Here is a 25,878-nt window from a genome sequence, read left to right on the forward strand (position 1 = left end):
CCCCCGCACCCTCGCAGACTGGCCGTGTTTTTCCGGGGCTGTAGGTTTGTGGCGGCCTCCCTAGCCTCCCCGGGCCGGGGCGCCCCCCCCCCCCCCCCCCCCAGACCGGGTTTCAACCCGTAACAGTTTTAGACACGGGGTTCAGAAGGCCAGTGGCAGCCGGCCGTTAAAACCCCAAGGGAAGAAGAAATATTCTTCATCACCCTACCACATCACAAGATCCGAAGCGACTTCCGATCACGACGTGGCTTGTCCCCCAAATGCGACGTGAATCGCAGCCTGAAATTTGCAACAGTGAGACCGTTTGTGCAACTGAACTATGCGCTTGACAGAGATTGCCGGTGAACGAATCTGCAATCTCATTGACTCATAAGAGAAAATTTCAAAATTGTTGAGTTTGAAAGACTTAGCTTTATTCTCTGCAAATGCGAAAAACCAAAGCCGGACATACGGTTATCCGCATGTCCGGCTTTGGTGATTACGGCTTATCATACCGTATCAAAGCGTTTTTCCGTTGTGCCGAAGCAACTGGCTCAGGCTGCGGAAAGTGCTTTCACACGAGAAGAAAGGCGCGACATTTTCCGCGCTGCAGTATTTTTGTGCACGATGCCTTTGGTGACGCCACGCATCAGCTCGGGCTGGGCAGCTTTCAGTGTTTCGCGTGCGGTTTCGGCGTCACCCGAGGCAATCGCCTCTTCGACCTTGCGCAGATAGGTACGAATGCGCGACCGGCGGGCTTTGTTGACCTCGGTCTTGCGCAGGGTCTGACGCGCGCGCTTCTTGGATTGGGGCGTATTTGCCATATCTATGCGGTTCCGACTGTTTTCGGGTGAATTCTTGAAGCCGCGCTTCTACGCGCGGCAGAAAAGCAAGTCAACCGTTCCCGGCGATTCTTTTCGCACATCCACCTATTTGTCGCGGAACTGTGGCTCGCGCTTTTCGATAAAGGCGGCCATGCCCTCTTTCTGATCCTCGGTCGCGAACATGGAATGGAAGCTGCGGCGCTCGAACAGAAGGCCCTCGCGCAGGCTCGTCTCGTAGGAACGATTGACCGATTCCTTTACCGCCTTGACTGTAACCGTGGATTTCTCGGCAATCTTCCGGGCCGCGGACATGGCCTCGGGAATCACTTTCGGGGTCGGCACCACGCGGCTGACTAGGCCCGAGCGTTCCGCCTCGGCCGCATCCATGAAACGTCCGGTCAGATTCATGTCCATGGCCTTGGATTTGCCGACGAACCGGGTCAGGCGTTGGGTGCCGCCGATCCCCGCCACCACGCCCAGATTTATCTCGGGCTGGCCGAATTTGGCATTCTCGCCGCAAATGATGAAATCGCACATCATGGCCAGTTCACAACCGCCGCCCAATGCATAGCCGCTGACAGCGGCGATCATCGGTTTGCGCACGCGCTGAATCGCCTCGATCTTCGCGCCGAAAAGGTCCTCGCCATAGACATCGACGAAACTTTTCTCGGACATCTCCTTGATATCCGCACCCGCAGCAAAGGCCTTTTCGTTCCCCGTCAGGACAATGCAGCGTACCTTGTCGTTCTGGTCCGCCTCGGTCAAAGCCCGCGACAGCTCATCAACAAGCTTGCTGTTGAGAGCGTTAAGAGCCTCGGGACGATTAAGACGAATCAGGGCAATCTGATCCTCGATTTCCACGATTATCGTTTCATAAGCCATTAGATCGGCCCTCATTGCTGTTAAGCATCGCCCGACTCCTAGCAGGGTGCCGGCAAGGTGGCCAGTATCGCGATGACGGATCCCGCCATCATTCCCCGATCAGTCGATATGCGCCGACAATGCCCGTCCAAGTGCGAATGCGCGCTGTTCAAGCAGCACCGGTGTTTCGCAGACATAGGTCAGGGACTGCTGGCGCTCGGTAAGGATACGCTGATCCCAGTCAAGCGCCTCTTCCTCGGCGTCGATCGCGTCGAAATCGGGTTCCTCAGCGGCTTCCATTTCTTCCATCCGGGCGCGGCGTTCCTCTATCCTTTTGGAAATTGCGACCTGACTTTCGCCGTAACGCGCAATTCCGGCGATGATCGCGCTCCTCTCGGGCTCGATCCGATCGAAGATCGCCACCATAAGCGCCGTAAGCCTGGATGCATCCGCCTGTTTGGCGAATTCGGCAATTTCGGCCTCGGCCTCTTCCAGAGGCAGGCGGCGTTGCTCCAACCGGTCGGCCAGAGCGGCGATCTCGGGATCCCTCGCCAATTCCTCGGTTTCTTCATCCGGTGGGGGTCCGGACCAGACCTGCCCAAGGGATAAATGCGGCTGCTTGCGTTGAATGCATGGCCAGGTCGGGTCGACGCCGCCGCTTGCCGCCAAAGCCGAGCCCGCTGCCATCGCAAGAATCAGTGTCAGGATATATTTCATGCCCTTCCCTTTCTTCGCGCCCAAAGGCCCTTTGCCGGATCATACATGAATACCGCTGCCCCGAAGAACCCCGCCAAACAGCCTAAAACCACCCCCAAAGACAGCCAGTTCACCTGCATATACAGCGCGAAACGAATCAATTCGACAGCGTGGGTGAATGGGTTGAAGGCGCAGATATCGTGCAGGATCGTCGAACTCTCACGCATCCGCCACAAAGGATAAAGCGCGGAAGAGGCAAAAAACATCGGAAAGATGACGAAATTCATCACTCCGGCGAAATTCTCGAGTTGCCTGATCGCCGAGGACAGGAACAGCCCCATCGCCCCCAGCATCAGCCCCGACAGGATCAGGGCGGGCAGAACCGCCAGATAGCCGGATATGGGCGGGCGCACATCCCAGAACCACGCGATGGCAAGGAATGTGTAGACCTGGATCACCGAGACCACCACGCCCGCGATCAGCTTCGCGCCCAGCAGAAACCAGCGGGGAAACGGGCTGACCAGCAGGGTCCGCATTGCCCCGGTCTCCCGGTCATAAACCATCGACAGCGAGGATTGCATCCCGTTGAACAGCTGAATCATCGCGCAAAGGCCGGGCGTCACATAGACCTCGTAAAGCACATAGGTCTGATAAGGCTCGGTGATCGACAGGCCCAGAACGGCGCGGAACCCGGCGGCGAAGATGAACAGCCAGACCAGCGGTCTGACAAGCGCCGCCAGAAACCGCCCCCGCTGGTTGACGAAGCGCAATGTTTCACGGCGGGCAATACCAAGGAAGGCCGTAAACCATGCGCGGGGCGGAAAGGCGATATCGCTCATGCCGCGACACCGGTCAGATCCAGGAATGCCTGTGTCAGCCCCCGCTGGCCCGCGATCTCGGTGGCGGTTCCCCGCCGCAATACCTCGCCCCGATGCAGGATCACCAGATCGTCTCCGGGCTGGATTTCATCCATGAGATGCGTGGCCCACAGGACCGAAACGCCATTCCTTGCGATCAGATCGCGGGTCAGTTCCAGCACCTCGGCCCGGGATTTGACATCAAGCCCCACCGTCGCCTCGTCCAGCAACAGGATATCCGGCTGATGAATCAGGGCGCGGGCGATCTCGGCCCTGCGCTGCTGGCCGCCCGACAGCGACGACACCCGGTCCCCGGCCTTTCCCTCCAGTCCGACCTGAGCAAGCATCTCGCCTATCCGCCCAGCCGCCTGACGGCGCGGAATACCATGCAGGCTGGCGTGATAGGCAAGGTTCTGGCGCACGGTCAGATCGGCATCCATGGCGCGGCTTTGGAACACCACGCCCAGACGGGCAAGCGCCTGTGCGGGTTGACGCCGCAGATCATAGCCCGCGACCCGGATCACACCGGAACTATTGTTGTAAAGCCGCGTGATCAGCGAAAACAGCGTGGTCTTGCCCGCGCCGTTCACGCCCAACAATGCCGTGAACCCGCTGCCTGGCACCGTCAGAGAAACATCCTTCAGCGCCTCGACGGCGCCGAAGCTGTGACTGACCCGATCTATTTCAAGAGCTGCGGGCAATGTTGGCTACTGAATGTTGAACACGGCTTGCTGCGTTTCACCGGAAGATCCGGGGATCGACAAGGTATAGCGCCCGGGAACAATCGCGATAAAGCTCATGCTGGCGGTGCCGGCATCATCGAATTCAAGGCTGTGTACCCCCATCGGCCGGATCTCGATATCGTTGATGACAACCTCGTTCACCCAGACGGCGCGGAAGAAATCCCCACCGGAAAGAGCCAGTTCCTGACTGCCATCCGCATTGATATCGATCCGGTAATAACCGCCGGATTTCAGGGTATACTCGTCGCTCGCCACCGGCTGCCCCGAGGCAAGCGTCAGCGGCGCCAGGTCGGTGCGGTTGTCCCGTGCCAACACTCCGGAAAAGCCATAATCGAACTTGCCGGCCGCCTCGTGAACGCCTTCGCCGCCGCCACCGGCTTCCTCATCGTCGTCGTCCTCATCATCGTCCTCCTGAGTGGCAACTGCCGCCGCGTCGGAATTTTCCGTTGCGGAATCGCCCCCGGTTTCGTCCTGCGCAGCGGCCGGCACGGCCAGCCCGGCCAGGATCATCAGAATTGCCAGTATACGGGTCATGTCTCTCTCCTTGAATTTCCGAATCCTTCAAACCACGCGGATTCCCTTTTCTTCTTCTTTGTCCAAATACCTCCGGGGGTCACCGGCAGGCGCGCCACTGGTTCGAGAACCAGCCGGCGACGGGCAGCGCCCCGGCCATCGCGGGACGCAAATCAGTCCGGAGCGACAACCACCCCCCAGGGCTGCTGCCCCACCGGCACGGATTTCACCACCTCGAGCGATTCGACATCGATCACCGAGACATCGTTCGAATTGCCGTTGGTCGTGAACAAAAGCTTCTCATCCGGAGTGAAAGCCATCTGCCAGACGCGCTGCCCGACCAGCAGATATTCCAGCACCTCGTCGGTTTCTCCGTCGATCACCGCAACCCGGTTCGCCGGGCCAAGGGCCACGAAGACGCGGCTGCCATCCGATGTGACCCGCACACCCACCGGCTGAATAGCCTCTGGCAGAACACCGGGGATCTCGAATTCGATCTTATGCACGATCTCCTGCGTCGACGGATCGATCACGCTGACCGTTCCGCCGATTTCCGCACTGACATATAGCTTGCTGCCATCGTGATTATATTCCGCAAAGCGCGGACGGCTGTCGACCAGCACATTGGCGGTGATCTCGAATGTCTCGCTGTCGATGAAATGGGCCATATTGGTGGTTTCAGAGGTATTGATCACCACCTTGCCATCCGGGCTGACGCCCATCCCCTCGGGTTCGACGCCCACCGGGATCTCGGCCAGCACCTGATGGGTTTCCGTATCCACGACCGTCACCAGGTTATCGTCCTCGTTTGCGATATAAAGCGGGTTTCCGGACGGGTGCAGCACGAATAATTCGGGATCGGGACCGGACGGAAGCGTGTGGGTCTCTTCCATCGTCTCCGGGTCGAAAACCCGCACCAGATCATCGTCCGAGGCACAGACATAAAGTTCCTTGCCGTCCGGGCTGATGGTGATGCCACGCGGGCGGTTGCCGACAGGATAGCTGCCGATCACCTCGAGCGTTTCGCTGTCGAGAACGGTGACATCGTTGCCTTTCTCGTTACTGACGAACACCCGGTTGGCCAACACAGGAGTCGCAGCAAGGCAAAGTACAAGCGTCAGAAGATGTTTCATATCACCTCTCAGAAGGTACATTCGGTTTCGGAGCGGTCGATGCCCAATGTGTCAAGCTGACTGACCTGATGCAGATATTCGTCCTGCGGGCTGACCGAGGTCAGCAGCAGGTCGGTTGCCAGCAGGATGGGCTGACGAACCTGATGGTCCCAATCGCGCATGGTCAGTTTTTGTCCCTTGAACCCGGCGACTTCGAACTGGTCCGACAGCATGAATTCCTTGAGCGTAGCGGGATCGCTGGACTGGCTGCGCGTCGCCGCCTCGCCGATCATGCGAAGGGCAAGCCATGTCAGGTAATCCTCGTCCCGCATCGGACGGTTGGTCAGTTTCTCGAAGCGGTTCTGGAACTGGCTCGCGCCCCATGCTTCCATGGCCGCATGCCATGCACGGGGCATCAGCCCGGCCGAACCGGTAACGGGCCGCGGATCCCATGTCTGATAAGGCAGATATCCGGCGAAGATCCCGGCGTCATCGGCAGCGACCACGACGTCATGTTCGGCCGCGCGCTGGGTAAAGACCGGCATCTGCTTCTGGACCTGCACATGACCGGAATCGGTCCGGCGGGCGCCTCCGGTATCCTCGTAAACCCGCTCTTCCACGATCTTCGCGCCGAATTTCGTTGCCGAGCGGCGCAATGCCTCGGCGAAAGCGGTATCTTCGGGATGACTGCCCTCGATCAGGAACCAGCGGGACCATTTCTTCCACATGAGGAACTGCGCCAGACCATCAGCAAGCATCGCGTGACTGGGCGCGACGTGAATCGTGTTCGCCCGGCAATCCGCGCCGCGCAGGTTGTCGCCATGTGCGGTCGCATTGAACAGCATCACCCGATCGCCCGCGTGATCGGCAAGCGACAGCATGGTTTCGTCATCGGCCAGAATCACAATGAACTCCACGCCCTCGTCGATCAGGCGATCCATTTCACCCGCAGCGGCGTCAGGCGTCGTGACGACCTCCTCCGCTTCGAAATCCTGGCCCATGAAACGGCCCGTGGTATCGTTATCCTCGATAGCCAGACGCGCGCCGGCAAAGCCCAGATCCTCGGGTGGCAATTCCAGTCGGGAAATGGGCGGCAGGCCGGCTTCCTCGACGCGCAGAACCGCCGAGGGAATAAGCGTCACCTCGGGTTGATCCTGCGCCGCGACCGGAGCGGACATCATCCAGACTCCAGCCAAAAGTAGTATGATTCTCTTGAACATTTCGTTCCTCTCCCACTCCGTATACTGCGGGCAGGAAGGTCCTGCGACAAGCCGGTTTATCTTCCCGGTTGTATCGGGAACATTTGGCTACAGCTTTGGTCTTATGGACGTCGATCAATGCGGCGTGCAATTTCGTTCCGGCCCGCCATTCACGGCGAATTACTGTAAAGGAACAGGGAATATGAAACTGAAAGCGCTTGCCGCCGTCGCATTTGGCGCGGCTTTGGTATTCGCGAGTATGGCGAATGCGCACGGTCCCTCGCGGCAAAAAGTCGAGATGAGTGTGACGCTGAATGCCAGTCCGGACGAAGTTTGGGAATTAATCGGTAATTTCAACGACATGAGCTGGCATCCCGCTATCGATTCCACCGAGATGACACCGGAAGGCGCGCCCGCCGACGTGCCCGATGAATCCACCCGTGTGCTGCATCTGAAGGCCGATGAAGGCGATCCGACCATCACTGAACAGCTGATGGCGATCGATCCCGAGAAACACATGTATAAATACATGATCACCGAAGTCGCCGTCGAGGTCCTGCCGGTCACGAATTACTCGTCGACCCTGCAGGTCAATGACAAGGACGGCAAGGCCGAGGTGGTCTGGAAAGGCGGGTTCTATCGCGGTTTTCCGAATAACAATCCACCGGCAGAACTGAATGACGAAGCTGCCATCGCTGCGGTCGAGGGCATCTATCAGGCCGGTATCGATGCATTGACCGAGCAATTCGGAAAGGCGGAGTAAACCATGCGGCGCGCACCGGCATCCATGATACGCCGGGTGCGCCTGTTCATTATGGCGGTATTTTTGCCATTTTCTCCGGCAGCCGCCGGGGATCTGGCGTTTATCACGTCACAGAACGGCAATGCCGTCTCCATTGTCGATCTGAACAGCCATGAAATCATTGCGGATAGCCCCGTGGACGGCGCTCCGGCTCCGGTCGCTTATGATCCGCGCGGCGGGCGTGCCTATGTGATTTCAGCCGATACCGGACGGCTTAGCGTATTGGACGAAGAGGCCCGTATCATCGATCGGCGGGAGCTGGGCGAAGGTGCCTTTGGCGTCGCAGTCGCTCCGGATGGCGGCGTATTCGTGACCGATTGGTACCGTGGAAGGCTTTTGCGGCTGGATGGCGCGCTGCAAGAGCTATGGGCCGTTGATACGGGCGCAGCCCCGGCAGGGGTAGCGGTCAGCAATGACGGGCTGCTGGTCGCAACCGCGGATCGCGACGACAATCAGGTCAGCCTGTTCGACAGCCGCACCGGACGGCTGATCCGCAAGATAAAAACCGCGGGCGAACATCCCTTTGCCGTCACCTTTCACGCAGGCCGGATCTGGACCGCCGATGTCCAAAGCGACACCGTTTCCGTCATCGATCCCCTGAAGGGGCAACTTGTCGGCCAGATTGAAACCGGCAGTCACCCTTACGGCGTCGCCTTTGCTGGCGGACACGGGTTTATCACCAATCAATATGCCAGCACACTGACAGTTTTCGACCCCGACAGCCTTGAAGTTCTGGAAGAGATCGAAGTTGGAGATTATCCCGAAGGCATCGCCCCCCTGCCCGATGGTAGCGGCGTGGCCGTCGCCAATTGGGATTCCGATACGGTCGTGATTGTCGATGCGAAAACATTTGAAATTACGGCAGAAATCGAAACCCCCGCAGGACCACGCGCTTTTGGGCAGTTCACGGGTCGACAGGTTCAGCCCTGACCAGATCCGGGCCAAGCGTCTCTTGCCACGCATCCGTGCCGCCAGAAAACCACATCACCTGCGTGTAACCCATCGAAACAGCCCGTTTCGCAGCATTCCAGCTCATCCAGCAATCGGCGCGGCAGAAGATCACCAACGGAGCAGCCTTGTCACCGCCCGTCACCTGCTCCAGACCTTTTGCCAGCCGGGATTCCTCGGCAGAGGACAGGTTCTGATAGCCGGTATCCCACAGCCAGACCGCGCCGGGAATCGTATCGTGGCGCGGTTCATGCCAGAACGTATCCTCGGGCAAATTTTCGGGTTTCCGGGTGCGAGGATAGACATCGACGAAAGGGATGCCCTCGTCATGCAGATCCAGGGCCCGCTCCGCCTCGATGGTCTCTGCCCCGGCGAGCGTTTCGGGTACCGGGGCGTTATAAGGTTCGCCCCGGTAGCCCTGCGGCTCGGGTATCTGCGCCAGAACCGGGGCGGCCGCAAGTATGGCAGCCGCCGCCAGTCGGATCATTGCAGCAATTCCTTGCCGTAATCGTCAACCAGCGGCACTCCTGCATCCCGCAAAAGCTGATCGATCTCGTCCTTGTGACGGCGCAGCAAGCTGTTCAGCTCGCGCTTCCATTCCTGTTCTTCGGGACGGACGCCCATGGTGATGCGATAAAACATCTTGGGCCCGGACGTCTCTTTCAGAAGCGGCGTGAACTGCAGATCGGGATCGTCCTTGATCCGGGGCCCAGCCACGGGCCCCCACAAAACCGCAGCATCAAGTGCGCCGTCGCTGACGTCTGTCAGCAAATCGCCGATTGGATCCATGACCCGGCGATCCACCATCAGATCCGTGCCCTTCATATCCTTGGCCAGTCCCGCCTGGGCCATGATCGTGGCCGGGGGCGTGCCTGCGACGACCCCGATAGGATGGTCCTTTAGCGCTGGATCGGTCAGATGATCGACCGCCGCCAATTCGTTATCCTTGCGGGTCACGATCCCATAGACAGAGGTGTAGTAATGATTGGTGTTCTGCACCAGCTCGTCACCCTGCGCATAACCCATCACCACGTCACAGGTGCCTGCGCGCAACGTCTTGGCGATGAACCCCATTCCCGAGGGAAACCACGTGTAAGTCACCGGCCTGTCCATGATCTTTCCGAACAGATCGGCCAGCTTGTTCTCGAACCCCGAGCCGTCCTTGACCGACATCGGCGCATTCGCGGGATCCGCGCAGACGCGGAACTGCGTGGTCGAACGCAGATCGGCCACCTGCGCGGTGGCCAGCCCGGACAGGCTGAGCCACAATGTCAACGCCGTGGTGAAGATTTGCCTCATGTCACATCGACATACAGGAATCTTCGGCGGCGGTAAACTCGTCAGGTTTGTCGGCCTTTTTCGGCGGACGCCCCCGCGGAATCGAGTCGGTGCCACGCGCCAGAAGATAAACATAGATGTCATCGACATAGCACCAGACATTCTTGTTCGTGCCGAAAGCCGGCATCACCTGATTTGCAGAATTGCTCACCTCTTGCTTGCCCGAAGCGACGACCTCCTGATAATCGTAGTAATCCATCCGCAGGACCGAATTCTTCAGTGCTGGCGCATAGGTCGAGCCCTCACCATCCGGTCCGTGACAGACATGGCATTCCGCGTGATAACGGCGGTAGCCCGAAAAGGTGGCGTAATCGACTGTGCCATCCTCTTCGACCTTGAAGGTCGGAATGCCTTCCTCGTTATACCAGCGACCGTCCGTCATCTCGGACGGGGTGATGTCATGACCGCTTGGCATGACAGTCTGATCTTCTTTCAGTTCGACTTCTTCATCGCTTGGCTGAGCGTTTTCACTGGTTTCATCCTGCGCGATGGCCGTGCTGGCCAGGGTCGCGCCAAGAACCAGCGCCGCAAGGCTGGTGATGGCTTTCATGGTCGAGTTTCCTCCAAATGTCTAACGCCCGCTCTCCTCAGACGTAACCGCCCCAGTTTATCGCCGGGGCGGCCCTTTCACAGATCAACTTTGCTCTTTCGGAACGAAAGTATTAGCCCGAGGTGGATTATTCCGCCGGAGCTTCTTCTTCGGCTGGCGCCTCTTCTGCCGGTGCCTCCTCTGCGGGCGCTTCCTCGGCAGGGGCCGCCTCAGTCTCAGCAGGTGCGGCTGCTTCACCGGCGGATGCCTGTACGTCGTCACCCGGAAGTTCGAACACCGTCAACTGACCGCCGAGTTCGGTATAGTCGCTAAGTGCGGCATAGCCGCCCACGGCGCCCAGACCGTCATTCGGGTTGGTCAGACCGGCAGCAAGACCGATACCGGCCCAGCCACCGACACCGGACAGAACAGCGATATACTGCTTGTCGTTATGGGTGTAGGTCGTCACGTTGCCGATGATGCCCGATGGGGTCTTGAACTTGTAAAGCTCGTCACCCGTTTCCGCATCAACCGCTTTCAGATAACCTTCAAGCGTACCGTAGAAAACTACCCCGCCAGCCGTCGCAAGCGCGCCGGACCAGACCGAGAACTGCTCGGGCAGCGACCACTTGATCTCGCCATTGATGTTATCCCAGGCGATGAAGTTACCCATGCCACCATGACTGTCAGGTGCCGGATACATCGACAGCGTTGCGCCGACATAAGGCTGACCTGCGGTATAGGCGACGCGGAACGGTTCGTAGTCCATGCAAACATGGTTGGTCGGCACGTAGAACAGGCCGGTATCGGGTGAGTAGGCGGCCGGTTGCTGGTCCTTGGTGCCAAGTGCGGCCGGGCAGATACCGGTGCTGTTGGTATCCTCGCCATTCTGTTCGGTCGAGAATTCGGCGACCACCGCCGGGCGGCCATAAGTCTCGGATTCCGGATCCATATCGACGCCGCTGGTCCAGTTCACAGCCGGATCGTATTTCTCGGCCACCAGAAGCTCGCCGCTTTCACGATCCAGCGTATAGGCCAGGCCGTTCCGGTCGAAATGGGTCAGAAGCTTGCGCATCTCGCCATCGATTTCCTGATCGGTCAGGATCATCTCGTTGACGCCGTCAAAGTCCCATTCGTCATGGGGCGTCATCTGATAGAACCACTTGGCCATGCCGGTATCGGCATCGCGAGCCATGATGGTCATGGACCATTTATTGTCGCCCGGACGCTGCGACGGGTTCCAGGTCGAGGGGTTCCCGGTGCCATAATAAATCAGGTTCAGCTCTGGATCATAGGAATACCAGCCCCAGGTAGTGCCGCCGCCGATCTTCCACTGATCGCCTTCCCAGCTTTCCAGCGAGCTGTCCGGACCGATGGGCTTGCCCAGATGTGTGGTTTGCTCGGGGTCGACCAGCATTTCTTCATCAGGGCCGGTCGAATAGGCTTTCCAGACTTCCGAGCCATCGGCAAGGCTATAGGCCGTCACACGACCCCGGACACCGTATTCACCGCCTGAAACGCCGACGATAACCTTGTCGCCAACCGGCAGCACCGTCGCGGTATTGGTTTCGCCAACGGCCGGATCACCGGTCTTGACCTTCCATTTTTCCTCGCCTGTCTTGGCATCAAGCGCCACCAGCGTGGTATCGGCCTGATGCATCAGGATCAGGCCGTCGGCATAGGCGACGCCGCGGTTGACCGTGTCACAGCACATCACAGCAATGACTTCGGGATCCTGCTGGGGCTTGTAGCTCCACAGGATCTTGCCGTCCTCGTTCAGATCCAGCGCATAGACGTTGTTCGGGAACGGCGCATGGATATACATGATCCCGTCGATGATCAGCGGGCCGCCTTCATGACCGCGCAGAACCCCGGTCGAGAAGCTCCATGCAACCCGCAGATCGCCGACATTGTCCTTGTTGATCTGATCCAGTTCCGAATAACGGGTATTGGCATAGTCGCCGGTCTGGATTCCCCATTGGCCAGGCGTCTCGATCGCCTCTGTGACACTTTCATTGGCATATGCCGCAGCGCCTGATAGCAGCAGCGCGACCGCAGCGCTGTTGAATAGGTGTTTCATGGATGTGCTCCTCCGATTCTGGATCATCCGCTGCGGGCTCTCCTATCCGCAGCTCGTCCAATGAAGTCAGTCTTGGGTGCACACCCTTCTGCGTCAATCTGTCGCCCTGCCAATTCCCCCTAAAGTCTGATGGTTTTTTGGCAGGGCGATCGGGAATATTTGGCAATCGCCTAAATCAGCCGTTCCGCATGCCACATCACATGGTCATTCATGAAGGTCTGAACGAAGAAATAACTGTGATCATAACCCGGTTGCATGCGGAACTGACCGGGCTGACGGCGGGCCATCATGGCATGGGCAAGCGATTCGGGTTTCAGCAGATCAAGAAACTGGTCGCTGCTGCCCTGATCGATCAATATTTCGCCCGGATAGCCTTTTTCGGTCATCAGCACGGTCGAATCATGGGCACGCCATGTGGACTCATCGCTGCCCAGATAGGCGCCAAGCTGCTTTCTGCCCCAATCGGACTCGGTCGGGTTTGCAATCGGCGCAAAGGCCGAAACGGATTTATACCGCTCGGGATGGGTCATGGCGATGGTCAATGCGCCGTGACCGCCCATCGAGTGACCGGTGATCCCCATCCGATCACGATCAACAGCGAAATTATCGCCAAGCAATTCGGGAAGTTCATGCACGATATAATGCCACATCTGGAAATGCGGCTTCCACGGATCCTGCGTGGCGTTCACATAAAAGCCTGCACCCTTACCCAGATCATAAGCCTCATCATCGGCGACTTCATCGCCGCGCGGCGAGGTATCGGGAAAGACGATGGCGATCCCTGCATCGGCGCATAACTGCTGGGCAGCGGCTTTGGTCATGGCGTTTTCATGGGTGCAGGTCAGGCCCGACAGATACCACAGAACCGGAACGCGAGCATGTTCCGCCAGTTCCGGCATGAACAAGCCAAAGGTCATATCGGTGGCGGTTGCCTGCGATTTATGGCGATATACGCCCTGCGTACCACCAAAGCTGCGGTTTTCGGAAAGGGTCTCAAGGCTCATCGGATTCTCCGTTCAGATCGTGGAACATGACAAGGGCATCGACAGGCCCTTTCTGCGGGTGAAGAAATGCGCCGGGAAGGCGGCCGACAACCTCAAATCCGGCTTTCTGCCACAAATGGACGGCATCCAGATTTGTCGACACGACGAAATTGAACTGCATGGCCCGGAATCCCTGCGCCCGCGCCCATGTTTTCGCGTGTTCGACCAATCCGCGGGCGATCCCCTTGCCGCGCGCACGCGGATGGGTGGCGAAAGAGGCGTTCGCGACATGTGACCCGCCGCCGGGCCGGTTGGCCCCGACATGGCTTGTCCCCAGAATTTGCCCGTCCAACTCGGCCACGAAGACGGTGAACGGCTGCGCGAACCAGTCGGCCAGGGCATCCGCGCGCGTGATGTCGCGCGGAATGCAATAGGTTTCACCAGCCCGATAAACGGGTTCCAGAACAGTCCAGATAGCGCCGTGATCGCGGTCTTCCGCCCTGCGGATCACGACCGGCACATTCATTTCAACTCATCCACCGAGGTGATGACCTTGCCCAGAAGGCCGTAATCAAGCGCCTCTTGCGTGTTAAGCCAGAAGTCGCGCTGCGTATCCTTTTCGATCTTTTCGACCTTCTGGCCGGTTGCCTCGGCGAAGATCTGATTCAGCCGGTCACGCATCAGGCGAACCTGTTCGGCCTGAATCATCATATCGGACGAGGTGCCGCCGATTCCGCCGGATGGCTGATGGATGAGAAAGCGGGTATTGGGCAGGCAATAGCGGTTTTCCTTCGCCGCACCAACGAAGATAAGTGCCCCGGCGCTTGCCACCCAACCCGAGCCGATCGTGCGGACAGTCGGACGGATGAAGCGGATCACGTCATGGATCATGTCGCCGGATTCGACATGGCCGCCCGGCGAAGAGATCAGCATATTGATCGTTTCGTCGCTTTCTTCGGCGAGGGCCAGCAGATGCGCCACGGTGCGCTGCGCAAGCTTGTCATTGATCGTCCCCGCAACGATCACCGTGCGGGATTTGAAATACAGCTTGCCGATATTGTCGCCCTCGGGAAGGCCCAGCCCTTCTTTTTCGCCCTGTTTCGGGTCGTCGTCCTGATCGTCGTCGTCATCGTCAAGCCACTGGTGCCGCATCGGACTGCTCTCCTTCATTCACATGGCAACGGCGGAGCCGGTGGCCCCGCCGTATTCACTACCTAAGCAGCGATGAAGGATCAGTAAAGCACGACTGACCGAATCGACTCGCCGTTATGCATCAGGTCGAACCCTTTGTTGATGTCGTCCAAAGGCATGGTGTGGGTGATCATCGGGTCGATCTCGATCTTTCCGTCCATGTACCAATCGACGATTTTCGGCACGTCGGTACGGCCACGCGCGCCGCCGAATGCGGTGCCTTTCCAGACCCGGCCAGTGACAAGCTGGAACGGCCGGGTGCTGATCTCGGCTCCGGCGGCCGCAACGCCGATGATCACCGACTGGCCCCAGCCGCGATGGGTGCATTCCAGCGCGTCACGCATGACCTTGGTGCTGCCGGTGGCGTCAAAGCTGTAATCCGCGCCGCCGATCTGATCGAACGGGGTTTTCGTCATCTCGACGATTTCCTGAACGACATTCTCGACATTCTTCGGGTTGACGAAATGGGTCATGCCGAATTTCTCGGCCATTTCCTTCTTGTCGTCATTCAGATCGACACCGATAATCATATCGGCCCCGGCAAGGCGCAGGCCCTGAATTACGTTCAGGCCAATGCCACCCAGACCAAAGACCACTGCTTTCGCGCCGATCTCGACCTTGGCGGTATTGATGACCGCGCCAATACCTGTCGTCACGCCGCAACCGATATAGCAGATCTTGTCGAAAGGCGCGTCTTCGCGAACCTTGGCGACCGCGATTTCCGGCAGAACCGTGTAATTCGAGAAAGTCGAGCAACCCATGTAGTGATGGATCACTGTTCCGTCATCAAGGCTGAAACGCGAGGTTCCATCGGGCATCAGCCCCTGCCCTTGCGTCGCGCGGATCCGGGTGCAGAGATTGGTCTTGCCCGACAGACAGGACGCACATTCGCGGCATTCGGGCGTGTAAAGCGGAATGACATGATCGCCGGGTTTCACGGATTTAACGCCCGGGCCAACCTCGACCACGACACCGGCGCCTTCATGGCCCAGAATCGCGGGAAACAAGCCTTCCGGGTCGGCGCCCGAGCGGGTGAATTCGTCGGTGTGGCAGATGCCGGTCGCCTTGATCTCGATCAAGACCTCGCCTTCCTTCGGCCCTTCGAGATTGACCTCTATCACTTCCAGCGGTTTGCCTGCCTCGAAGGCTACGGCGGCACGGGTTTTCATCGCAATTCTCCTATCAATCTCAACAACTTCGTGTCATGACCGAAAGGGCCGCATCATACCGGCCCTTTCCTCACCTATCGTGCCCGGTACAGTTCCCGTCAAGCAGGAAGCGCACCGGATTTTTTCGCCACATGGGTCGCAATCGCGTCCATCAGCGGTGGCGACAAAGCGTCATAAGGCTCGAGTCCGATCTCTCGCAGACGCGACCTGATGCCATCCATACGCGACGCATCGACGCCGGATTCGATGATCGAGCTTACGAATGCGGCAAATTCCGGCGCGGACCAGCCCGCTTCCGAGGAAAGCTCGGTATGGACGAAATCAAGGCCGTAGAACGGGTGGTCCTTGTTTTCGATGCGGCCATACATGTGAACGCCGCAATCGCGGCAACGGTAACGCTGGATCGCCGCCGAGGCATCGACAATTTCAAGCTTGTCCGCGTTTTCGATGACTTCCACCGCATCGCGCGAAACGACGGCAATCTGGCTGAAGACCGCCCCGTCGGGTTTCCAGCATTTGGTGCAGCCGCAAACATGATTATGCGCTGTCTGGGCTCCGACGCGAACCTTCACCGGATTGCTGGCGCAATGACAGGTGAGTGTGCCGCCCGAAAAGTTTGAGTTACCCGATTTGATGCCGTTATCAACGGCGGGATGAATTAGCACCCCATCTGTATTCGCCATGGTCCCCTCCTGCGATGACCGAATATCCCAAAGGTCGCGCGGTCAGGAAGAATCGGCAAGTCAGAGGAAGGTTGTAGCGTAACGCGCCGTCAACGGGCCGATTGTGCCGTCTTTCACCCCAGGAGAGACGGCACGCAAAGCCCGCCCATTGGCGCAATGGGATGACAATCGCCGCTTGTCGCCGGGCCATATCCGGCACTCGTAGAAGCCGTGATTATTCGGCCGGAGTCGATGAAACCCCTACTTTTGCCGGGCGCAGCAGGCGATCATGCAGGCGGAAACCATTTTCCATGACCTGTATGATCTCACCCGCTCTGGTATCCGGGACAGCGGCTTCGAACATGGCCTCATGCCAGGTTGGATCGAATTTCTCACCGATTTCCGGAGTAATGACAGTGACGCCATGCTTGCCGAAAACATTGGACAATTCGCGCAGCGTCAATTCAACGCCCTCTATCAATGCTTTGGCCGAGGCGCGCTGCTCTTCGCCGGCGGCGTCGAGGGCACGGCTCAAGGCATCGTGAACAGGCAACAGGTCGCGGGCAAGACGAGACCCGCCATATTGCTCGGCATCGCGGCGATCCTTGTCGGCGCGTTTGCGGGAATTCTCGGCATCGGCAAGCGCCCGCATGAACTTGTCGCGGAATTCGTCCCGTTCCGCGATCAGACGATCAACCTCATCGGCCAGTTCCTCGGCCTCGGTCAGCAATTCTTCGGTCATGTCGTCATTCGGTTCTTGATTCTGCTCGGTCATTCCAACTTTCATCCTTTCCGGCCGGACAGGACCCGCCCAACCAGTTGCGCGGTATAATCGACAATCGGAACGATACGGCCATAATTCAGCCGGGTCGGTCCGATGACGCCCACCGCGCCTACAATCTTTCGGTCGGCATTCATATAGGGAGAAACCACCAAAGCGGAACCCGAAAGAGAAAAAAGCTTGTTCTCAGAGCCAATAAAAATGCGCACACCGTCGCCCTGCTCGGCCAGTTCGAGAAATTCAACGATGTCACGTTTGCGTTCCAGATCGTCGAACAATACCCGGATACGGTCGAGATCCGCCGCCTCGCTGTCCAGAAGATTCGCGCGACCGCGCACGATCAGGCGCGGATCGAAGCTTTCGCCGTCCCACAGGGCAAGCCCGGATTGCACCAGTTCCGCCGCAAGGATATCCAGTTCGCGCCGACGTTCAGCCAATTGGCTGGCCATGTGTCTACGCAATTCGGCAAGTGTCTTTCCCTCGGCCATGGCATTCAGGAAATTGCCCGCTTCCCTCATGGAAGAGGGTGTCTGGCCTTCGGGCGGAATGAAAATCCGGTTCTCGACATGGCCATCCGCAAAAACCAGCACCACAAGGGCGCGATCCGGAGCAAGGCTGACGAACTCGATATGACGGATAGGCGCCTCGTGCTTGGGCATCAGGACCAGCGAGGCCCCGCGCGTGATCGTGCTAAGCGCCGTACTGACACGATCCAGCATGACATTCGTATCCGAGTCGTCATTGCCCAGGGTCCGGTCCATGACGGCCTGATCGCCGGGATCGACGCTATCCACTTCCATCATGCCATCCACGAAAAGCCGCAGCCCCAGATGCGACGGCAGCCGCCCGGCAGAGGTATGCGGGCTGTCAAGCAGGCCCATGAATTCGAGATCCTGCATGACATTACGGATCGTCGCGGCGCTAAGCTGTTCCGACATGCTGCGTGTCAGGGTGCGGGAGCCCACCGGATCCCCCGTCTCGAGATAGGATTCGACCACCCGCCGGAACACTTCACGCGAACGGTCGTTCAGTTCTGAAAGTAGCGATTCCTGACTCATGGCCTGCTTGGGCTTGCGTGAACGATACTTGGGGCGGTATTGGGCAGCCTGATCATGAATGAAAGGATAACCCGATGCGCCCCTCTGGCCGGAACTTAAGCCAAATGCGTCCGATTTCAATTGAAACCGGAGTGATGCGGCACGCAGAAGGGTCTTGCCTGATCCGCTGCGGCGATACGCATGTACTTTGCAGCGCTTCGATCGAGGATAATCCGCCGCGTTTCCTGAAAGGTACCGGGCTGGGCTGGGTCACCGCGGAATATGGAATGCTGCCGCGCGCCACGAATACGCGAAACCGAAGAGAGGCCGCGCAGGGGAAGCAATCGGGGCGGACACAGGAAATTCAACGGCTGATCGGACGCAGTTTGCGCGCGGGCGTGGATCGCGTCGCACTAGGCGAACGTCAGATCACTATCGATTGCGACGTGTTGCAGGCGGATGGTGGAACGCGCTGTGCTTCGATAACCGGGGGTTGGGTGGCTTTGCGGCTGGCGGTCAACAAACTTCTGGGCGCGGGCGTGCTGACCAGTGATCCGATCGTTGATCATGTGGCGGCGGTGAGTTGCGGCATTTACGCCGGCCAGCCGGTGGTCGATCTGGACTATGCCGAGGATAGCGAGGCAGGGACCGATGGGAATTTCGTCATGACCGGAGCCGGTCGCCTGATCGAGGTACAGATGTCTGCCGAGGGGGCGACATTCTCGCGCGATGAAATGGGGAAATTGCTTGATCTGGCCGAGGCCGGGATCGGCGAATTGGTTTCCGCGCAAAAGGCCGCGCTGGAATGAGGAAATTCACCGAAAAGCGCCTGTTGATGGCCACGCATAACGCCGGAAAGCTGAACGAGATGCGCGCATTGCTGGCCCCCTACGGCGTCGATGTGACGGGGGCGGCGACAGCCGGGCTGAGCGAACCGGAGGAGACCGAAGATAATTTCATCGGCAATGCGCGGATCAAGGCCCGTGCCGCCATGGAAGCGACGGGTTTGCCAGTGCTTGCCGATGACAGCGGGATTTGCGTGGATGCACTGGATGGCGCTCCGGGTGTGTATACTGCCGATTGGGCCGAGACCGGGAATGGTCGCGATTTCGGCATGGCCATGAAGCGGACATGGCGTGAACTGGAAGATCTGAACGCGCCGGAACCCCGTAACGCACAGTTTCGCTGTACGCTGGTTCTGATGTGGCCTGACGGGCATGATGAAATATTTGAAGGCATATTGCCGGGTCGGGTCGTCTGGCCCCCGCGCGGCACCGAAGGGCATGGATACGATCCGATATTCGTGCCCGAAGGGCAGAAGCTTACATTGGGTGAAATGGCACCTGACATGAAAAACCGCCTCAGCCATCGGGCATTGGCCGTTGCAAATATGATAAGAGGTTGTTTTGCATAGAATTTCTACTGGATCGCCTTTTGAGGCTTCGATGGGATACAGCCGAGCATTGGTTAAGGGAAACTGGTGCTTTGTCTCTGGGGTGACGGGCTATGACTATACCGCCATGACCATGCCTGAAACGGCAGCCGAGCAAGTAAAGAATTGTTTTGATACAATTTTCCGGGTTCTGGACGAAGCTGGTTTTACCGCGGATGATATTGTCCGTGTGCAATATACCGTCATCGATGCGACCCTGGTGGATGAGATAGCACCGGTTCTAGGAGAGGCAATGGGCAAGATTCGCCCGGCTGCAACCATGGTCATTTCCGGCCTGATCCGTCCCGAAATGAAGGTCGAAATCGAAGTGACCGCGATGCGCGAATGACCCAGAAAAGCGTTTTCCGGTATGACGAAGATTGGCATGCCGGAGGATTCGGGCTGTATGTGCACTGGCCATTCTGTGCTGCCAAATGCCCCTATTGCGATTTCAACAGCCATGTTGCCGGATCCGTAGATCAGGCCCGTTGGGCGCAAGCACTAGGCGCAGAGATTGCACGGCTGGCTGAAGAACTTCCCGGACGAATTCTTGGCAGTATTTTTTTCGGGGGCGGCACTCCGTCATTGATGGCGCCAGAAACTGTGAATTCCGTGCTTCGTTCGGCACGAGCCGGATGGGGTTTTGCCAATGATATCGAAATCACTCTGGAAGCCAATCCGACCAGCGTCGAGAAGGAACGCTTTCACGGCTATGCCGAAGCTGGGGTCAATCGTCTGTCTATGGGTGTGCAGGCACTTAACGACGACGATTTGCGCCGACTTGGACGAATGCATACGGTGGCAGAGGCGCAGGCCGCATTCGATGTGGCGCAAGATTGTTTCTCGCGCGTGAGCATGGATCTGATCTATGCGCGGCAGGGACAAACGACAAAAGCATGGCGGAATGAGCTGCGCGAAGCGTTAAGCATGGCGGTGGATCATCTGTCGCTTTATCAACTGACGATCGAACCGGGCACGGCTTTCGGAGCGCGTGCAGCGGCGGGCAAGTTGCGGGATTTGCCGGATGACGATCTGGCTGCCGACATGTATCTGGAAACGCAGGAGATCTGCGAGGCATCAGGAATGCCCGGTTACGAGATATCAAACCATGCCGCCAAGGGATCGGAAAGCCGCCATAATAAGGTTTATTGGATGCAAGGCGATTGGGCGGCGGTTGGGCCGGGCGCCCATGGGCGAATCACCCTACCTCGTGGCCGCGTCGCGACGGAAGCGCACCGTGTACCCGGCGCATGGCTGGATTCTGTCGAGCGTCATGGAACGGGTGAATTACCGCGGGAGTTGTTATCCTTCAGGGATCAAGCGACGGAATATTTGTTGATGTCGTTAAGATTGAACGAAGGTTTGGATGAGGAGCGGTATGCTCGACTTGCGGGCAAAGCGCTAAACGAAGCGTCTGTTGCGCAGTTAATGGAGCTGAAGATGGTTGAACGGTGTGCGGGGCGCTTGAAGGCCAGCCGTGAAGGACGCCCGGTCCTGAATGCAATTTTGCGAGAATTGGCCGATTAGATGCCTATCGTCTGGTATTCGATCGGCGCAATTGCGTTTGGCCTGGGTGTAATTGGCATTGTGCTGCCGATTCTTCCCACTGTTCCTTTTCTGTTGATCGCGGTCTGGGCCTTCGCTCGATCTTCGCCACAGCTACGTCAGAGAATATTGAACCATAGAGTTTATGGCCCCCCGATCAAGGCATGGCAGGAACGAGGTGCAATCGGCCGGATTGCCAAGATATGGGCAGTTTCCGCAATGACGGCAGGTATAGCGATTGCCCTTTGGGCTGGGTTACCGGCCTGGCTGATTGCCGGTCAAACTATCATCTGTCTGAGTGTAGGTCTGTATGTGATTACGCGACCGGAAGCCTGAATCTATCGCCTGTCGGAAATCTGGCTTTGATTTCCAGCGCTATGTAGCCTCTTGGTTTGAGGTTGGCGGGATTTGCTGCAAGTGTGATTTCAACCCGCTGAAGCAGAAAACGCAGCAAATCCCTTAGGCGGCCCGATTACCGATTGCCGCCCAGTAACTGACAAAGCTCATCAAGCTGATCGAGTTCTTTATAAGTGATCGTCAGTTGCCCGCCATCTGCACCGGCATGTTTAATCGATACTCGCATACGAAGATGCGCAGAAAGATCAGACTCGAGTGCGCGGGTGTCGGCGTCCTTGTCTGCTTTACTTGAAGATTTGCTTGCATTGTTGGCGGGTTCTTCGTTTTGCTTGCGCACAAGCTCTTCTGTCTCGCGAACGGACAAACCCTTGTCAATCACCTTACGCGCCAGCTGTTCGGGGTTTTTTGCGGTTACGAGAGCCCTCGCATGGCCGGCACTGATCTGACCATTCTTGAGAAAATCCTGTACGGAATCCGGAAGATTCAGCAGGCGGAGCAAGTTCGCAATATGGCTTCGACTTTTATTCAGCGATTCAGCAAGCTTTTCCTGTGTATGACCGAACCGATTCATCAGCTGGCGAAAGGACGTCGCCTCTTCAATTGCATTCAAATCCGCCCGCTGAATATTCTCGATGATCGCAACTTCAAGAACCTCGGAATCGCTCAGATCACGAATCAAAACGGGAAGTTCATGAAGCTGCGCCATTTGCGCGGCGCGCCACCGACGTTCTCCGGCAACGATCTGATATAACCCTTCGTCGCTTGGATGAGGCCGAACAATCAGGGGCTGAAGCACACCCCGGTTTTTAACCGACTCCGCAAGCTCTTGCAGATCTTCGGGTTTGAACTGCCGCCTCGGCTGATCGGGATTAGCGGTAATCTGTTCTATCGGAAGCGTAGAGCTTCCGTTTTTCTCCGGGCTGTTAACATCGATATCAGCCATAAGCGCCGATAAACCACGGCCGAGCCCTCTTTTTACGCTTTTATTTTCGGACATCATGCTGCCTCTGGTGCAAGATTGAGACGATTGACAAATTCTTCCGCGAACTTACGGTACGCAAGACTGCCTTTTGAGTTCGGGTCGTAAATCAGCACTGGTTGAGCATGCGATGGTGCTTCGGAAACACGAACATTTCGTGGAATCACCGTCGTATATATCAATTCGCCAAGGGTAGCACGCGCGTCAGCCTCGACCTGTTGTGACAAATTATTGCGATAATCCGACATCGTTAGCAAGACTCCGTTCACACGAAGCGCTGGATTCGCAGTTTGTCGAACATGACGAATAGAGGTCAGAAGCTGTGAAAGCCCTTCCAGCGCATAGAATTCAGCTTGAAGGGGTACCAAAACGCCGGCCGCCGCTACCATCGCATTAATGGTCAGAAGGCCTAGAGCGGGTGGACAATCTATCAGGATGATTTTCTCGGGGTCCGTCTCGACAAGCTTGTTCCGCAGTAGCTTGGTTCGATTTTCAGCATTGGAGAGCTCCACATCTGCCGAAGCCAAATCCGATGTTGTCGGCACAATATGAAGATTATCAATATCGGTTTTTTGCGCAATACTTTCGAGTGAGCTTTCACCCAGCAAGAGGTCGTAAACCGTCTGTTGCCGCATATCCGCGTCAATGCCCAAACCTGTTGACGCATTCCCCTGCGGATCAAGATCAACAAGGATTGTCTCATGCCCCGCTTGAGCGAGTGCCGCGCCGAGATTAATCGCCGTTGTGGTTTTTCCAACGCCGCCCTTCTGATTGGCAATAGCTATTATTCTATGGTTTGGCATCTGTCACCTCACTGATCTTAAGTAACGCGGCGCCCGGTCTGGAAGTGCTTGGTATCGGAAGGACATTAAATTTCCACTTATGGCGAGCATCTACAACTTCTTCCTGCCAGTTCTCACCTTTCATAATCCAAGCTTGTCCATATTCTGCCAAATGCCGGTGAAGATATGACATAAGGCGCGGCAGAGGAGCAAGCGCACGAGCGGATAGATAGGCGGCATTCAGCGGATCAGCGTCCTCTATACGCCGGCTATCCACCTGGGTATTTTCCAGCGAAAGTTCACGGATAACTGTCCTAAGGAAGGCGGCTTTTCGTTGATCGCTTTCCAAAAGCCTAAACTGTACCGGGCGGTCAGAGAAGACGGTCGCCAGAACGATGCCCGGAAAACCCCCTCCACTTCCGAGATCCGCCCAAATACCTGATTCTGGATTGGCATGATTGGAAATTTGTAGGCAATCTTCGATATGCCGTGTATCGAACTGAGATATCGTTGAAGGCGCCACAAGATTTATTCGCGGATTCCAACGAATTACCAAATCCTTGAATCTCGCAAGACGGTCCATTGTTTCACGTGAAACATTGTCGGTCATGCTCGTTTTCGCTCTGCACTTCGGCTTATCGCAATTAATAACGTCAATGCAGCAGGCGTTATGCCTTCGATCCTGGCGGCGGCAGCCAATGTATTCGGACGAGCATCAGTCAGCTTCGTACGTAGCTCGGCTGAAAGTCCTGCGATATTGTAGTAATCAATATCCGTAGTAAGTGGAACATTCTCGTCTGCCTTTAGCGCTTCCGCATCACGTTTTTGCCGACTCACGTATTGATGATAAAGAGCATCGTTCATGAGCTGTTGTAGCGTTCCCGGGTCGAGCTTCTCCAGCCATGGTGCGATTGCGTAAACTTTTTGTATTGGAAGCTCTGTCATTCCAAGAAGCGAAAAAATCGAGCGTCTCTGGCCGTCCAGACGTACCTGAATATCTGTCTGCAGCAATTCATTGGGCGAATGTGACTGCTCCTCTGCCCTGCTACGCGCAGAAAGATACCTGGACTGTCGAGCTTCATATTTTTCTCGCCGCTCGGTTCCAACACAGCCGATCTCTATACCGAATGGTGTCAGCCGCTGATCGGCATTATCGGCGCGTAGCGTCAGGCGAAACTCCGCCCTGGACGTAAACATGCGATACGGTTCACTTATCCCGCGAGTAACCAGATCATCGATCATCACGCCAATATAGCTGTCTGCCCGGCTAAAAACTGCCGGTGCGTTATTCAAAGCAAAACGGGCCGCGTTAAGGCCAGCCACTATCCCTTGTGCAGCGGCTTCTTCGTACCCAGTAGTACCGTTAATCTGGCCAGCAAAATACAGGCCTTCAAGGGATTTGACCTTCAGGCTCGAATCCAGCGCCCTTGGATCAACGTAATCATATTCAACCGCATATCCGGGCTGCATAACAACTGCATTTTCAAGCCCCTTTATCGTATGGACATAGGCGGTCTGAACATCTTCCGGCAGCGAGGTTGAGATACCATTCGGATATACGGTATTATCTTCCAGTCCTTCCGGTTCAAGAAAAATTTGATGGGAGTTCTTATCCGAAAATCGCACAATCTTATCTTCAATGGATGGGCAATATCGCGGACCTTTCCCTGAAATATGCCCTCCGTACATCGCTGAGCGATTTAGATTTTTTTGAATAATATCATGCGTATGGGTGTTCGTATGAGTAATTGCGCAAGATATCTGACGCAATGACGGTGACCTCGATAGATACGAGAACATGACAGGATTGTCATCTCCCGGCTGCTTCTCCAACTGGTCCCAATCTATTGTGCGCCCGTCAAGTCTCGGTGGTGTTCCGGTCTTTAGACGCCCCATTGGAAGATTTAAGCCGTAAAGAGAATCAGCAAGCCTGTTGGAAGCGGTATTACCCCAACGCCCCGCCTTTCTACTTACATCTCCAATATGGATAACACCGTTAAGGAATGTACCAGTGGTAAGAACAACGGCCGTTGCGCTTAAGCAAGTGCCATCCACAAGCTCGACACCATCAATTCGATTTGAATCACCGGTAAATGCTGCAACTTCACTGAACACCAGTTCCAACCCCGGTATACCACGCAAATAAGTTAATGCATGTTTTCGGTATACCGCCCTGTCCATTTGCGCACGAGGTCCCTGAACGGCCGGTCCTTTACGTCTATTAAGCAGACGAAATTGAATACCTGCGCTGTCAGCTATCCGCCCCATAAGTCCATCCAGCGCGTCAATCTCACGGACCAGATGGCCTTTTCCCAAGCCGCCAATAGCGGGATTACAGGAAAGTGCGCCAATATCGTCTTCCCGCATAGTGATCAACGCGCTTTGAGAGCCCATGCGAGCCGCAGCCGCAGCCGCCTCGGTCCCCGCATGGCCGCCTCCGATCACTATCACATCGAAATGTTTCACGTGAAACACCATC

At 57.2% G+C, this 25,878-nt stretch carries 29 protein-coding genes and 1 pseudogene; 7 read left to right on the forward strand and 23 right to left on the reverse strand.

What is annotated here, in order from left to right:
* Positions 1-533: 533 nt before the first annotated feature.
* The 8 genes from rpsT to Q0601_RS12985 all read right to left on the reverse strand — a co-directional run bounded on the left by rpsT (position 534) and on the right by Q0601_RS12985 (position 6,805).
* Positions 534-803, reverse strand: a complete 270-nt coding sequence (gene rpsT, locus Q0601_RS12950; RefSeq protein ID WP_305290262.1) for a 30S ribosomal protein S20 — start codon at positions 801-803, stop codon at positions 534-536.
* 105 nt (positions 804-908) lie between these two features.
* Entirely contained in the window at positions 909-1,685 is a 777-nt protein-coding gene (locus Q0601_RS12955) for an enoyl-CoA hydratase (RefSeq protein WP_305290263.1), read from the reverse strand.
* Positions 1,686-1,784: 99 nt separating this feature from the next.
* Positions 1,785-2,381: a hypothetical protein gene (locus Q0601_RS12960; RefSeq protein WP_305290264.1), complete on the reverse strand. Its 597-nt coding sequence runs from the start codon at positions 2,379-2,381 to the stop codon at positions 1,785-1,787.
* Positions 2,378-3,199, reverse strand: coding sequence for an ABC transporter permease (locus Q0601_RS12965; RefSeq protein ID WP_305290265.1), 822 nt, complete (start codon positions 3,197-3,199; stop codon positions 2,378-2,380). The genes Q0601_RS12960 and Q0601_RS12965 overlap by 4 nt, the downstream gene beginning before the upstream one ends.
* Positions 3,196-3,918 (reverse strand): ABC transporter ATP-binding protein, encoded by a 723-nt coding sequence (locus Q0601_RS12970; protein WP_305290266.1) that lies wholly within the window; start codon positions 3,916-3,918, stop codon positions 3,196-3,198. Before Q0601_RS12970 ends, Q0601_RS12965 begins: the two co-directional genes overlap by 4 nt.
* A 6-nt stretch (positions 3,919-3,924) precedes the next feature.
* Positions 3,925-4,494 carry a cupredoxin domain-containing protein gene (locus tag Q0601_RS12975; protein WP_305290267.1) on the reverse strand — a complete coding sequence of 190 codons (570 nt, stop codon included), beginning with the start codon at positions 4,492-4,494 and terminating at the stop codon, positions 3,925-3,927.
* A 152-nt stretch (positions 4,495-4,646) separates the two neighbouring features.
* Complete coding sequence (locus Q0601_RS12980) at positions 4,647-5,606, reverse strand: YVTN family beta-propeller repeat protein (protein WP_305290268.1); 960 nt, start codon at positions 5,604-5,606, stop codon at positions 4,647-4,649.
* Positions 5,607-5,614: 8 nt separating this feature from the next.
* Entirely contained in the window at positions 5,615-6,805 is a 1,191-nt protein-coding gene (locus Q0601_RS12985; protein WP_370656133.1) for an ABC transporter substrate-binding protein, read from the reverse strand.
* Between the two features lie 181 nt (positions 6,806-6,986).
* Between Q0601_RS12985 and Q0601_RS12990 the strand changes: the two genes are divergently transcribed.
* Both Q0601_RS12990 and Q0601_RS12995 read left to right on the forward strand, forming a co-directional pair.
* Positions 6,987-7,547: an SRPBCC family protein gene (locus Q0601_RS12990; protein ID WP_305290269.1), complete on the forward strand. Its 561-nt coding sequence runs from the start codon at positions 6,987-6,989 to the stop codon at positions 7,545-7,547.
* A 3-nt stretch (positions 7,548-7,550) separates the two neighbouring features.
* Complete coding sequence (locus tag Q0601_RS12995) at positions 7,551-8,516, forward strand: YncE family protein (protein WP_305290270.1); 966 nt, start codon at positions 7,551-7,553, stop codon at positions 8,514-8,516.
* On the opposite strand, the gene Q0601_RS13000 is transcribed toward Q0601_RS12995, so the two are convergent.
* The 11 genes and pseudogenes from Q0601_RS13000 to hrcA form a co-directional block, all read right to left on the reverse strand.
* A complete protein-coding gene (locus tag Q0601_RS13000; RefSeq protein ID WP_305290271.1) occupies positions 8,491-9,021 on the reverse strand; it encodes a PQQ-dependent catabolism-associated CXXCW motif protein in 531 nt (176 codons plus the stop codon). The two genes, Q0601_RS12995 and Q0601_RS13000, sit on opposite strands and share 26 nt — an antisense overlap.
* Entirely contained in the window at positions 9,018-9,833 is an 816-nt protein-coding gene (locus tag Q0601_RS13005; RefSeq protein WP_305290272.1) for a quinoprotein dehydrogenase-associated putative ABC transporter substrate-binding protein, read from the reverse strand. The genes Q0601_RS13000 and Q0601_RS13005 overlap by 4 nt, the downstream gene beginning before the upstream one ends.
* A gap of 1 nt (position 9,834) precedes the next feature.
* The gene (locus Q0601_RS13010; protein WP_305290273.1) at positions 9,835-10,422 is read right to left on the reverse strand and encodes a c-type cytochrome, methanol metabolism-related; all 588 of its coding nucleotides are present in this window, start codon (positions 10,420-10,422) and stop codon (positions 9,835-9,837) included.
* Between the two features lie 262 nt (positions 10,423-10,684).
* Positions 10,685-12,481, reverse strand: a pseudogene (locus Q0601_RS13015) (methanol/ethanol family PQQ-dependent dehydrogenase); the annotation flags it as partial.
* 170 nt (positions 12,482-12,651) lie between these two features.
* On the reverse strand, positions 12,652-13,485 hold the full coding sequence (gene fghA / locus Q0601_RS13020; RefSeq protein ID WP_305290275.1) for an S-formylglutathione hydrolase: 834 nt from the start codon (positions 13,483-13,485) through the stop codon (positions 12,652-12,654).
* On the reverse strand, positions 13,475-13,990 hold the full coding sequence (locus Q0601_RS13025) for a GNAT family N-acetyltransferase (protein ID WP_305290276.1): 516 nt from the start codon (positions 13,988-13,990) through the stop codon (positions 13,475-13,477). The genes fghA and Q0601_RS13025 overlap by 11 nt, the downstream gene beginning before the upstream one ends.
* Positions 13,987-14,616 (reverse strand): ATP-dependent Clp protease proteolytic subunit, encoded by a 630-nt coding sequence (locus Q0601_RS13030; protein WP_119750795.1) that lies wholly within the window; start codon positions 14,614-14,616, stop codon positions 13,987-13,989. Before Q0601_RS13030 ends, Q0601_RS13025 begins: the two co-directional genes overlap by 4 nt.
* 80 nt (positions 14,617-14,696) lie before the next feature.
* Complete coding sequence (locus Q0601_RS13035; RefSeq protein ID WP_305290278.1) at positions 14,697-15,824, reverse strand: S-(hydroxymethyl)glutathione dehydrogenase/class III alcohol dehydrogenase; 1,128 nt, start codon at positions 15,822-15,824, stop codon at positions 14,697-14,699.
* 98 nt (positions 15,825-15,922) lie between these two features.
* Entirely contained in the window at positions 15,923-16,507 is a 585-nt protein-coding gene (gene gfa / locus Q0601_RS13040; protein WP_305290279.1) for an S-(hydroxymethyl)glutathione synthase, read from the reverse strand.
* Between the two features lie 214 nt (positions 16,508-16,721).
* A complete protein-coding gene (locus tag Q0601_RS13045; protein ID WP_119750801.1) occupies positions 16,722-17,261 on the reverse strand; it encodes a nucleotide exchange factor GrpE in 540 nt (179 codons plus the stop codon).
* 8 nt (positions 17,262-17,269) lie between these two features.
* A complete protein-coding gene (hrcA, locus tag Q0601_RS13050) occupies positions 17,270-18,325 on the reverse strand; it encodes a heat-inducible transcriptional repressor HrcA (protein ID WP_305290280.1) in 1,056 nt (351 codons plus the stop codon).
* A 74-nt stretch (positions 18,326-18,399) separates the two neighbouring features.
* On the opposite strand from hrcA, the gene rph reads away from it, so the two are divergent.
* Genes rph through Q0601_RS13075 form a run of 5 tightly spaced genes read left to right on the forward strand, consistent with a single transcriptional unit; the run spans position 18,400 to position 21,617 of the window.
* Positions 18,400-19,113 carry a ribonuclease PH gene (rph, locus tag Q0601_RS13055; RefSeq protein ID WP_305290281.1) on the forward strand — a complete coding sequence of 238 codons (714 nt, stop codon included), beginning with the start codon at positions 18,400-18,402 and terminating at the stop codon, positions 19,111-19,113.
* Positions 19,110-19,718 (forward strand): RdgB/HAM1 family non-canonical purine NTP pyrophosphatase, encoded by a 609-nt coding sequence (gene rdgB, locus Q0601_RS13060; protein WP_305290282.1) that lies wholly within the window; start codon positions 19,110-19,112, stop codon positions 19,716-19,718. The genes rph and rdgB overlap by 4 nt, the downstream gene beginning before the upstream one ends.
* Positions 19,711-20,085 (forward strand): RidA family protein, encoded by a 375-nt coding sequence (locus tag Q0601_RS13065; RefSeq protein WP_305290283.1) that lies wholly within the window; start codon positions 19,711-19,713, stop codon positions 20,083-20,085. The genes rdgB and Q0601_RS13065 overlap by 8 nt, the downstream gene beginning before the upstream one ends.
* A complete protein-coding gene (gene hemW, locus Q0601_RS13070; protein ID WP_305290284.1) occupies positions 20,082-21,263 on the forward strand; it encodes a radical SAM family heme chaperone HemW in 1,182 nt (393 codons plus the stop codon). The genes Q0601_RS13065 and hemW overlap by 4 nt, the downstream gene beginning before the upstream one ends.
* The gene (locus Q0601_RS13075) at positions 21,264-21,617 is read left to right on the forward strand and encodes a YbaN family protein (RefSeq protein ID WP_305290285.1); all 354 of its coding nucleotides are present in this window, start codon (positions 21,264-21,266) and stop codon (positions 21,615-21,617) included. It abuts the gene before it with no gap.
* A gap of 136 nt (positions 21,618-21,753) precedes the next feature.
* On the opposite strand, the gene Q0601_RS13080 is transcribed toward Q0601_RS13075, so the two are convergent.
* From Q0601_RS13080 to mnmG, 4 genes are read right to left on the reverse strand one after another with little or no spacing between them, the layout of a single operon-like run.
* Complete coding sequence (locus Q0601_RS13080; protein WP_305290286.1) at positions 21,754-22,635, reverse strand: ParB/RepB/Spo0J family partition protein; 882 nt, start codon at positions 22,633-22,635, stop codon at positions 21,754-21,756.
* Complete coding sequence (locus tag Q0601_RS13085; RefSeq protein ID WP_305290287.1) at positions 22,635-23,420, reverse strand: ParA family protein; 786 nt, start codon at positions 23,418-23,420, stop codon at positions 22,635-22,637. The genes Q0601_RS13080 and Q0601_RS13085 overlap by 1 nt, the downstream gene beginning before the upstream one ends.
* Positions 23,407-24,009: a 16S rRNA (guanine(527)-N(7))-methyltransferase RsmG gene (rsmG, locus tag Q0601_RS13090; protein WP_305290288.1), complete on the reverse strand. Its 603-nt coding sequence runs from the start codon at positions 24,007-24,009 to the stop codon at positions 23,407-23,409. Before rsmG ends, Q0601_RS13085 begins: the two co-directional genes overlap by 14 nt.
* On the reverse strand, positions 24,006-25,877 hold the full coding sequence (gene mnmG / locus Q0601_RS13095) for a tRNA uridine-5-carboxymethylaminomethyl(34) synthesis enzyme MnmG (protein ID WP_305290289.1): 1,872 nt from the start codon (positions 25,875-25,877) through the stop codon (positions 24,006-24,008). Before mnmG ends, rsmG begins: the two co-directional genes overlap by 4 nt.
* Position 25,878: the final 1 nt, after the last annotated feature.

This window comes from Paracoccus wurundjeri (assembly GCF_030678915.1).
Lineage (GTDB): Bacteria > Pseudomonadota > Alphaproteobacteria > Rhodobacterales > Rhodobacteraceae > Paracoccus > Paracoccus onubensis_A.